Raw genomic sequence first — 11,712 nt, forward strand, 5'->3', positions numbered from 1 at the left:
CGCTTGTTATTTCCAGCGAGGGTCTCCTGCATCAACTGCATCGTATGCAAATGAGAAGTCACCATTTTCAGTGTCTTTCCAAAGTGCATCCGAGCTAACTCCTAACGGAATTAACAGATCAACAATCGAATAACTGGAGTTTACGAAGTCGGTTGTGGCGTACGAATTTGTAATCGTAATAAGCACATCTTCTGGAGCACGAATACCTGTAATCGATGGTTCATCGCCATATGAAGTGTTACCGAAAATACAGTTGGTAACTTCAACACCACTTGTAATAACTGCATTTCTGATATCCATTAAATACCTGCCTGAGCTAAATGGTGTTTTATTGAATGTACAATTTTCAACAATAATACTTTCACATGCCACAGGATCGTCGTAGCGGATAAAATGGCATTTCAAACTGTCGATCGTTGAGTTGGTAATTTTAACTACAGTAGCATTTGTATTGGTTTCAGTTGCACAGAAAACACCGTAGCTACCACTGCTTTTACCCAGGTTGTGAATGATACAGTCGTCAACCAGGAATTCGCCAATGGTTTGATCAGAGCCTCCGCGTAAACGCATAATCTGGCGTCCCATGTAGTACATTTTACAGCCGATAAATTTAACGGCACCAATGTTACAGGCTTCGCTTTCCATATCGAATACACCACGGATTTGTCCTTGCGAAGCATCCATATTGGTAAAACCATTCATAAACAGGTTTTCGAATACAATTTCTTCGGTTGGTAAAATATTGGCTCCAATGTAGAACATGCGATCACCTTCAGTAGCATAAATTACCGGAATATCACCGTCCAGTCCTTTAATTTTTATGGCTTTTTCAAGCATCATGTCTCCAACGAAACCAAATTCAGCACCGGCAGCCAGAATAAGTACATCGCCCGATTCGGCAGCACTGATAGCTGTAGCCAGATCTTCACCGGCAGCAACAAATACATCACCTTCCATCGTGTAGGTTTGTGTACCTCTACTTTTGTTTCCATTCAGAATATTAACTTCATAATCGCCATTTGGCAGGTCGGTTACAGACTTCATTCCTGCTGCTTGTTCGTCGGCTGAAATATCATAGCTAACTTCCCCTTCAGTTGAAACAAAACTTAAAGATGTAACTGCTTTTCCCGGAGTCCAGCTTACATCAGCGCTGTTTAAGCCGGTCATAGCTATCTCATAATTTGCAAAAATGTTCTCAGGTAACGATTTAAATGCACGCACTACCCATTTTGAATCGGCTATGCTGTCGTTGGTTCCTTTTACGCGTGCCGAGTATTGTGAATTACCGGCAGGCAGTTCGTAAACATAAGGAACTTCGTCTGGTAAAACAGTTGCAGTATGAATGATGCTGGCAAAATCCAAACTGTCGTCGCTGATTTCAAGCTCATACGCCTGAACATTTTTGTTCGAGCCCCAGGTTAATGTAACTATTGTTTGGTTACTGATTTTAGCTTCCAGCTCGAGGGGCGTAAATACCCTGTCGAATTCCAGTTCTTCAACAAGCGGAGTGATATCATCTTCGCAGGCGTTTATTGCGAATAAAGCAACAATGCCAAGTAAGATTCCGATATTTCTAAATATTTTTTTCATCTGTTTCTTTTCTTTAATTCACATAAACGTTTCTAGTTAACCGGGTCGTTGTTCAACATCCCGTTACTTGCATCGATAAACACCTGCCAAATCGGCCAGTACTGGTTTTGGTCAGGATCGTTTGTGTAGAGCGAGTTGATTTTGTCATCTTCAAGACGACCAGGAGTTGCCCAGTTTTCGGCGTAATCATACTCTGTTAACATATCGTCGGTTTCGCCTCTCTCCAGTCCGTAGAAATCAAGGGTTTCACCATCTGAAAGGTAGTTGTAGTAGATTACTGAAGGAACATCGGCATATTCTCCTGTGCGGTTACGCAAGTCATCCATTTTTTGTTTTGCTTCATCCATTTTCGATTTAAGCAGGTTCCAACGGATCAGTGCCTGTTTACGTTCCATTTCGCCACATAACTCAAAACCATGTTCGTCAACAATGGCGTTAAACATTGCTTCTTTCGAGTTCAGTGCATTAACGTATGCATCAACTTTTTCCGACCAGTCTGCTTCATCGAAAGCTCTTTGACGAATCATTTTTAAATAAGGAGCAGCTGCAGAAGGACCGTTTAATTCATTCTCGATTTCGGCGGCCATTAACAGTACCTCGGCATAACGCATGTAAATTTTGTTTACACCATCGTCGTTGGTTGAGGTTACATAGCGGGTCATCCACTCGTAACGCCATTTACCGAAATACCAGGTGTCAATTCCCATCAATTCCTGATGAGAAGGATTATTTTGGCTCCAGCTGTAAGGAACACAAGTTACATCGCGACGGGTGTCTTTTGCATCGAAATCGTAAAATACATTAGGAAGCGGACCAAAAGTACCTCCACGTGGCTGACCGGTGTATTGGTCGGCTAACTGGTGGCGTACAGCGTAAGTAAACAAATGACGTCCACGACCTTCGGCAAAAGGTACTTCCCAAAGCGATTCGCCACCGGCAGTAATTACTTCTTCGCAGTTTTTTCTCCAAACGGATTCGAATGAAGACTCGAGCGAAGCAGTTCCGCTGGCAATAATATCTTTACATTCCTGCAAAGCAATCGGGTACAAGGTGCTTACCGACAATTCAGGGTCAGAACTTCTGCTGATTGAACCACCGCGTTGTGCATAACCTGTTGCAGCCATGATAAGACGGGCGCGTAAACCTTTTACAAATGCTTTGTTTACCTGCTCGGTGGTGGCTGTTGCTTCGGTTTCGCCAGGCCAGGCTACCAGTGTGGCTGCTTCTTCCAAATCGGCAATAACATGTTTGAAAATCTCATCTCTGTTCGATTTTGGCAGATAAATGGTTTCCGAAGAGATCGGCTCGAAACGGGCTACAATATCGCCATGCGACTTTAACAGGTCGGCGTAGTAAATCGATCTCAGTGTGATCGCTTCACCCAAAAGTTGACCCATTTCAGTTCCCGGCTCAGGATTTCCGTAAGTACGTAAACCTCTGATACAAATGTTCGCACGCTCAATTCCGCGGTACAACATTGCCCAGTATACATTGTCACGGTTCATGTCCGAGTTTGTTGGCGAATTAATGTAACGCGACAAATCGCCACGGCCATTTACAGAAGTTGAGTTATTCCACTCAATATCGGTGTTCGAACCATAGTGGGTTAAAAATCTACCACGATAAGAGTTGGTTTGTCCCATAGGTTCTTTAATTCCGTCAATCGCTCCCTGTGCTAACTCAACATTCGAGAAGATCAACGATTCATCCATTGTTGATTGCGTAGGCGCATCAAGGTATTCGTCGCACGAGGTGATAAACACCGCGAAGAACAATATCGTTATATATGCTATTTTATTCATTTTCATCGTTGTTTCAATTAAAAGTTAATGTTTAAACCAAAAATGAATTGCCTGCTTTTGGGATATGGCGAGTAATCAACTCCGGGAGTAAGAGGAGTGTTTCTTCGTGTTGAAACTTCAGGGTCAAATCCACTATAGTTGGTAAGAACAAATACGTTGTTGGCTGTTGCATACAACCTTAAGTTCTGAATATGTGCTTTTTGTGTAAGTGCTTCAGGAACGGTGTATCCGAGTGTTAAGGTATTCAAACGTAAGAATGATCCATCTTCAACGGCCCAGTCGCTAAGTACGTATCTTGCCATGTATGGCGACCACATTGTAGTGTTCGCGTTCATTGCCTCCAATGTAGCCGGATCGTTTACCAGCTGTCCGTTTTCATCGATATTGTTCCAGCGTTTTCCTTCGGCCATAATATCGATCATATTACGGTAAGGATATCTACTTGTTGATGTGTACTCAATTTTGTTGGCATTGTACACGTCGTTTCCGTAACTCCAGCTAAAAATCGCAGAAAGATCGAAATCGTAGATACGTGCAGAAATGTTAAAACCACCAGTTGCTTTTGGATTTACATCACCGATAATGGTGTTGTCGTCAACAGTTACTTCGCCGTCGCCGTTTATATCTTTCAATTTCATCGATCCCGGACGAATAGTTCCAATAACGGCTGTGTTATCAGCAACACCTTCTCTTAGAATCCACTCATCGGCATCTTCGTCGTATCCTTCAAAATCCGATACTTCGTAACGTCCGTCCGACAGGTAACCACGAATCTGTCCTACAGAACTTCCTTGTGCGATCCAGTAGTCGGTTCCAATTTCGGTAGAAGCCCAGCTTGAAGATACGCCAAAGTCGTCCATGATTCCGAGCGATTTAATTTTGTTATTGTTCACACCAACATTAAAAGCGAAGTTCAGTCCAAAGTTACTTTTGTCAACGGCCACCCAGTTTACAGAGGCTTCGAAACCTTTATTTTCGGTTTCACCCATGTTTCTGAATTGCGAGCTGTAACCTGTTCCTGAAACAGGGAAGTCGATCAACAGATCGGAGGTGGTATTTAAATAAGTTTCAACTGTTCCGTTCAGACGGTTGTTGAACAAACCAAAATCGAGACCAATGTTTCTTGTTACGGTAGTTTCCCAAATCAAATCAGGGTTAGCCATACGCGACGAAACTGCCCAGTAACCCGATACATCGTTGATGTAAGTGGTGCTGCTTGAGCTGAATTCCTGAACCATTTGGCCTGAAACAATATTGTTGTTACCCGCAGTACCATAACTTACGCGTAATTTTAAGTTGCTAAGTGTTGAAGAAATTCCTTGCATGAAGTTTTCTTCTGAAACACGCCATGCAACAGCTGCTGACGGGAAATATCCCCATCGGTTTCCTTCGGCAAATTTACTTGAACCGTCGGCCCTGAATGTTGCAGAAACCAGGTATTTTCCCTGGTAGTCGTAATTGGCACGACCAAAGAAAGAAAGTAATTTGTTGTCGGCACTGATAACATTATCGATACTTAATGGTACACCCTGTGTTGTTAAACGGAATACTTCGGACGAAGTAAAGAACGAAGGATAACCCTGAATGATATCGGTAAGTACGCTTGATTTCGCATATAGAATTTCCTGACCGGCCAACACTTTCACACTGTGATTTTCGTTTTTAATAATGTTTTTAAAATCGAAATTCAGCGTGTTTGTATTTCTAAAGGTTTCCTGGCTGCGTTTTTCCATTGAAGCAGCAGGTAATCCCTGGTATGCGGCATCGGTATTGTTTTTTACGTAATAAGTACTTTGTCCGTAAAAACGATCTCTGTCGCGGTCGTAGGTATCGTAACCAACTTCTGTTTTAAAAGTTAAAGCATCGATAATATCCCATTGTAAACTTGCTCCAAGGTTCAACCTTTTTCTGCGTTGTTCCTGATCGTTATCGGCAACAGCTGTTAACGGATTGATCATGTAGCTTGAAACTTCTTCGTCAGAATATTCTTCCAAACCGTTTAATGGAATAGGAGAGTAGATCATGGTGTGTTTTACACGCGAATCGGTTGGTGTTGCATTGGTTTGCTCAATGGCACCACCACCTCCAATTTTTGTTTGCGAATAACGCATTGAATAAGAGATCTTCACGTTATCGGTTGGATTGTGATCTAATTTGAAGTTCACATTATCACGTTTGTAATCCGATCCTAACATGATTTCGCGGTTTTTAACACCTGCATAACTAAAGTTGTATGCAAATTTTTCAGAACCACCGCGGATGCTTAAATCGTGGTTGAAAACACGTCCGGTACGACCATAAACCTGATCCATCCAGTCGTTACCAACTTGTCCGTCATACAGGTCGATATCCTGGTAGTATCCAAAATATCTTTCGAACGATGACAAATCATCCATGCCGTTTCTTAACGCGGCAAGTTCGTATTGCCAGTGTACAAAATCATCAACCTCAAGTGTATTTAAGGTATTAGCAATATTTTTAAAACCGGTGTATGCGTTATAACTAACTGATACTTTACCTGCTTTACCACTTTTGGTTGTAATAATAATTACACCGTTTGCACCACGTGCACCGTAGATTGCGGTTGATGATGCATCTTTTAATACGTCGATCGATTGAATTTCGGAGGCAGGAATATCAGAGATAGTACTTACCGGGAAACCATCAACAATATACATTGGTGAGTTATCCTGGGTAATTGAACCACCACCACGAACGCGGATTGTAATTTCTGCATCAGGCGATCCTTCAGTAGCTACTACCTGTACACCGGCCATTTGTCCGGCCATTGCTTCGGCAGCCGAAGTAACCGGAATTGCTTCCAGCGTTTCACCACTTACCGACGAAACAGATCCGGTAATGTCTTTTTTCTTTGCGGTACCGTAACCAATTGCAACTACTTCGTCCAATTCGGTAGTCTCCATTTCCAGAGCAACATTTATTTCGGTTTGGTTATTTACCACTACCTCTTGCAGTTTATACCCAATAAAAGAATACTGCAATGTGGTGTTAGGGCTTACATTAAGTTCATAGGAACCATCAGGCTGTGTAATTGTGCCATTGGTAGTTCCTTTAACAATAACATTAACCCCGGGAAGCCCTTCTCCGGAGTTCTGGTCTGTTACATTCCCTGTTACAGTAATGGTTTGCGACCATGCTGTAAAAGAAAGAACTGTTTGAAACATAATCAAAGCAGCTACAGCAATGAGTTTACTCATGTGCAGGCTCCGACTTTTTCGTTTAAGATTTACCATACTTCACTTTTTAGGTTATTATAGAATTTTAACTTGGTTCTTGTTTCGTGGAATGTACAACTACTTAAATAGGATGACGATCAGGATTATGATCAGAATGACAAGGGCTATCGCAGCGAATATGATTCCCCCCTCAGTTTTGTTCAAGTTTCGTTTGATCTTATTCATTCAGTTAGGCTTTCGATTCCAAGGTGCAAGTTAGTTTAGGTGTGGCAATGCGTGTTGGTGATATTTCCCAATATATAAGGGTGGTTTTCCCGATAAGGGTTAAAATTCCCAAATGGCGGGATATTTTTCACGCTTCTTAACACTAATTAACAATGCTGGTTGTGCTAATGATTTGTATAATAGTGTGTTAGGGTTGTTTGATATTGACTGTTTCCACTTTCTTATTTGCGAGGTATTCCGAGGCACTCATACCAAATTCGCGCTTAAAACACTTCCTGAAATGGGAGAGATCTTTAAAGCCGACCTGGTAGGCAATTTCTGAAATATTCAGCTTTTGCTGGTCGAGCAATTGGGTGGCCCGCTTTAATCGGATATGGCGGATAAATTCTTTTACTGTCATGTTAGTAAGCGCATTTAATTTGCGGTAAAGCTGCATACGGCTTACCCCAACTTTTAGTGCAAATTGTTCAATATCCAGCTCACTGTCGGCAATATTTTCTTCAATAACATCCACCACTCTTTTCAGGAATTTTTCGTCGGGCGATGCCAGAACCACATTTGTTGGTTCCAGCACCATGGTTGATGTATATTTTTCTTTTAACGAATCGCGAATCGACAACATATTCTCCACTTTTGCCTGCAGTACCGAGAGGTCGAAAGGTTTTGTAATGTAATCGTCGGCGCCTTTGGCTAAACCTCTTAACTCATGGTCTTTCGAATGCATTGCTGTAAGCAAAAGTACCGGGATATGCGAAGTACGTTCGTCGTTTTTAATTCGTTTACACAATTCGTAACCGTCCATTTCTGGCATAATAATATCGCTGACAATAATGTCGGGAACTACATCAAGTGCTTTCTGCCATCCTTCTTCGCCATTTACTGCCTGGTGAATTTGGTAGAAGTTTATAAAATGTGAGCTGATAAATTGGCGCACGTCGGCATTGTCCTCAACAATCAACATAATTTTTGAGTGTTCATCGACAGGTTGAAGTGTTTGTTGCGGCATAGATTGAATTTGTTCAACAGCTGTTGCGGGTTCGGTTTCCTGTGCACTTTCAATTCTTTCGTTATACGGAATACGAATGGTAAAGCGGGTTCCTTTTCCCTCTTTGCTGGTAACAAAAATTTCGCCTTTGTGCAATTTAACCAGGTCTTTAACCAACGCAAGTCCGATGCCGGCCCCCGTTTTCGCGTCGGTATCATCCGACTGGAAAAAGCGCATAAAAATGCGGTCGATATTTTTTCTTGAAATACCCTTTCCTGTGTCTTTTATATTGATTTCGATAAACTGTTTTTCTTCGCTGTCGTCGCTAAAATCAACATTCTCCGAATCGAATACCAGCGATAGGTTTACCGTAATCGATCCATGGGCTTCGGTATATTTAAAAGCATTGGTTAACAGGTTGTTTATGATTTTCTCCACCTTGTCGGGGTCGAAAGCAACAAACAGCCTTTTTTTCAGTGAGTTAAAGCTGAGTTTTATGTCTTTTTCAACGGCATACTGACCAAACGAATTCACAATATTTCTTACAAAACTTACAATATCGGCTTCGGTTAGGTTGAGGCGCAAGTTGCCCGATTGTAATTTCCGGAAATCGAGTAACTGACTGATCAGCCGGTCGAGGTTTTGAGCGTTTCGCTGCATCAGTTCCAGGTTCTCTTTGGTTAATCCATCAACAGTTTTCGACTGCATCATTTTATTAAGGGGCCCTAATATTAATGTTAACGGTGTTCTGATTTCGTGTGAAATATTGGTAAAAAATTTCAACTTCATCATATCAATCTCGTGCAGTTTTTTTGCATTCGAACGTTCAATAATCAGTTGCGATTTAATTTTTTCGCGGTTGATAAAAAACTGGATGATCGTATAAATCAGGCTGATGATGAGCAGGATAATTATTCCCAAAAACCAGTTGGTTTTCCAGAACGGTGGCAAAACCGTAATGGCAAGTTGCAATTCGTTTGTTTCCTGCTCTTGTCCGGGCAGAACACGTTTTATACGAAGTGTATAATCGCCGGGATTCAGGTTGGTGTAGGTGGCCGTACGGTTTTTACTTGGTTCAATCCAGTCGGTGTTAAATCCTTCGAGTTTGTAGGTGTACAAATTGTTGGCGCTGTTTACGTAATTTAACGCGGCAAACTCAAGCGTAAATACATTTTGTTTGTGGTTAAACGTCAGGTGATGCGTTTCGGTGATACTTTGATGGAGAATCGACTTTTTGTCACTTCCAATAGGCACCGATTTATTAAAGACTTTTAGGTCGGTGAATACCAGTGGGATATCTGGATTTTCCACACTTATTTCGTTAGGATTAAATACATTAAATCCTGAAACATTTCCGAAAAAGAGGGCTCCATCAACTGCTTTTAAAGCGGCTCCGTAACAAAACTGGTTATCACCCAGCCCGTCTTTGCTGGTGTAGTTATAAAAAACTCCGGTATTCGGATTAAATTTAGACAAGCCATTTAAGGTGCTTATCCACAGGTTTTTTGAGTTGTCCTCCAAAATACAAAGCGCCTGGTTGTTGGCCAGCCCGTCTTCTTCGCCGTAATATCTTTCAGCTCCGGAATCAGCAGAATACAGGGCAAGTCCTTTATCGTTTGTTGCTATCCAAATTTGGTTCTGCGAATCCTCAAACATGTATCGTGTGCGCTCGAACCAACGATTTATTTTATTGGTGCGATAGTTAAACACGATCAGTTCATCATCACTACCCATCCAAAGGTTGCCCTGTGAATCGTTTTCGATCCACATTATTTGTTCGTCGCCATTTAGCTGAGGATAATGAATAAACAGGTTGGTTTCTTTGTCGAAACGGTCAATTCCTTTCGACGAGGCAATCCAGATTTGCTGGTTCTCATCAATACAGATATCCCACACCCGGTTATCCGATAAACTTCCGGGAACGTCAGCCTTATGACTGTAATTTTTTATTCTACCTGTTGATAGATCAATTACATCAATTCCTCCAAGATATGTTCCAACCCAAAGATTTCCATTATTGTCGGGGATAAGCGCCTTAACGCAGTTTTGAGCAATGGTGTAACCCGACGTACCATCAGTGGTGAGATAACTGTACGTTCCGGTTTTTGGATTGTAAATATTAATTCCGCCATCTTCGGTTCCACACCACAGCCGATCGGTTTTATCCATCCAGAACGTATAAATGGCACTACTGTTCAGATAGCGGTTATCGTCGGGTTGTGCGGTAAAACTATGAAACACCTGTTTGCTCTTCGCTAGCAGGTTTAAGCCACCCCGGGTTCCGATCCATGTTTCACCCTTGTTATCGTGAAAAATGCTGAGCACCGAATTATTCGAAAGGCTCCTTGGTTCCTGAATATTATGGCGGTAAAAACCTTTTACACCCGTTTCTTTCGAATAGAGAAAGAGTCCGCCACGGGTCCCAATCCAGTAATCGCCAAACACACCTTTCGAAATGGCTTTTATGGTTTCGGTACGTTCTGCTGCTGGTCTCAGATTTATCTGCTTGTAGCTTTTGTTAGCGGTGTTTACAACAAACAATCCAATGGAATAAGTTCCTACCCAAAGATCGCCATCGTTGTCGGGCAAAAGCTCCCATATTTCTTTGTTTTGTGCAGCACCAAATGGTAGTTCAAAACGCTCGAGGGTATTGTTTTGCTCGGTATAAATGTAAACTCCGTTGTTCGATCCTATCCAAAGTCGACCCTGTTTGTCGTAGGCCAGGTTCCGGATGAAAGTATTTTCGATACGCGCAGTGCCCTCTTTTAATATTGGATTGAGTGGCGTGATCATGCCGGTGCTGTCCATTTTTAAGACATTAAAATCGCTGGCCAGCCAAAACGAACCGTCCTGATTTTCGATGATGTCGTTTACCGAAAAATCTTTATCACCATAAACCGGGTCGTTTTTGTATGGTTGTGTAAACACTTCTTTTTCGCGATTGAAAATGTTTACTCCGCCGTTTTCTGTACCTACGAGTAAATTGCCTTTTTTATCTTCTTTTATCACACGGATGAGGTGGCCGCTGAGTGAACATGAGTCTTCTGAGTTGGGTAAAAAGTTGGTGAAATCATAACCGTTAAAACGACTTAGTCCTTGGCTGGTTCCAACCCAAATCCATCCTTTATGGTCTTGGTAAATACACTGAATCTGGTTATTTGGTAAACCGTCTTCAGGAGTGAAAATATCAAAACTTAACTCGGCTTGCGCCAATGATTTGCTCCCGGATATAACGAAGAGCAGCAACAAAAAAAGGGTAAGTTTATGTTTTAAGACGTAATACATTTTATTGATCAGTTTTCCGCAAAACGGTTGGATCCAGAAATAAAGTTATTGGTACCTCAACCTCATTAAGGTGGAAATATACTCAATTATTTCCCATTTCAGAAAAGTAAAACGCTTATCGATTCCACTATTCGAAAAATTAAAATTTATGGTTTAAATCTGTTAGATTTGTAGCAATAACCTGATAAATTTTAACCGAATTATGGCAAGTGAGAATATTTTAAGAGGCAGTAATCGATGGGAAGATCTTGGCGATGGTGTTTCCCGACAAATAATGGGCTGGGACAACCAGATTATGATGGTAAAAGTTAAGTTTGAAAAGGGAGCTATTGGTACGGAGCATACTCATTTTCATACACAAACTACCTATTGTGTTAGTGGCAAGTTTGAGTTCACCATGGACGGAAAGAAAGTGGTAGTGGAACCCGGTGACGGTTTATATGTACCTCCCAATATGTTACATGGCGCAGTTTGCCTGGAGGCCGGAATTCTGATCGATGTATTTAGTCCTGTTCGGGAAGATTTTCTGAAGGGCTGAAGGACTGAGTAACTGAAGGATTGAGTGACTGAAGGATTGAATAAGCAAAAGCTTTGTGAGACTTTGTGCTTCCTTTGTGCAACCTTGTGG

Annotated in this window: 5 protein-coding genes; 1 reads left to right on the forward strand and 4 read right to left on the reverse strand. The window is 41.7% G+C overall.

Annotated features, from left to right (window positions below):
* Positions 1 to 6 precede the first annotated feature (6 nt).
* The 4 genes from SLH46_RS07025 to SLH46_RS07040 all read right to left on the reverse strand — a co-directional run bounded on the left by SLH46_RS07025 (position 7) and on the right by SLH46_RS07040 (position 11,012).
* On the reverse strand, positions 7 to 1,590 hold the full coding sequence (locus tag SLH46_RS07025; RefSeq protein ID WP_320280459.1) for a DUF5123 domain-containing protein: 1,584 nt from the start codon (positions 1,588 to 1,590) through the stop codon (positions 7 to 9).
* A 32-nt stretch (positions 1,591 to 1,622) separates the two neighbouring features.
* Positions 1,623 to 3,392 (reverse strand): RagB/SusD family nutrient uptake outer membrane protein, encoded by a 1,770-nt coding sequence (locus SLH46_RS07030; RefSeq protein ID WP_320280460.1) that lies wholly within the window; start codon positions 3,390 to 3,392, stop codon positions 1,623 to 1,625.
* A gap of 17 nt (positions 3,393 to 3,409) precedes the next feature.
* A complete protein-coding gene (locus tag SLH46_RS07035; protein ID WP_320280461.1) occupies positions 3,410 to 6,610 on the reverse strand; it encodes a SusC/RagA family TonB-linked outer membrane protein in 3,201 nt (1,066 codons plus the stop codon).
* A gap of 391 nt (positions 6,611 to 7,001) precedes the next feature.
* The gene (locus tag SLH46_RS07040) at positions 7,002 to 11,012 is read right to left on the reverse strand and encodes a hybrid sensor histidine kinase/response regulator transcription factor (RefSeq protein WP_320280462.1); all 4,011 of its coding nucleotides are present in this window, start codon (positions 11,010 to 11,012) and stop codon (positions 7,002 to 7,004) included.
* A 274-nt stretch (positions 11,013 to 11,286) separates the two neighbouring features.
* Between SLH46_RS07040 and SLH46_RS07045 the strand changes: the two genes are divergently transcribed.
* Entirely contained in the window at positions 11,287 to 11,622 is a 336-nt protein-coding gene (locus tag SLH46_RS07045) for a cupin domain-containing protein (RefSeq protein WP_320280463.1), read from the forward strand.
* The last annotated feature ends 90 nt before the right edge of the window (positions 11,623 to 11,712 follow it).

The organism is Draconibacterium sp. IB214405 (genome assembly GCF_033963885.1).
Lineage (GTDB): Bacteria > Bacteroidota > Bacteroidia > Bacteroidales > Prolixibacteraceae > Draconibacterium.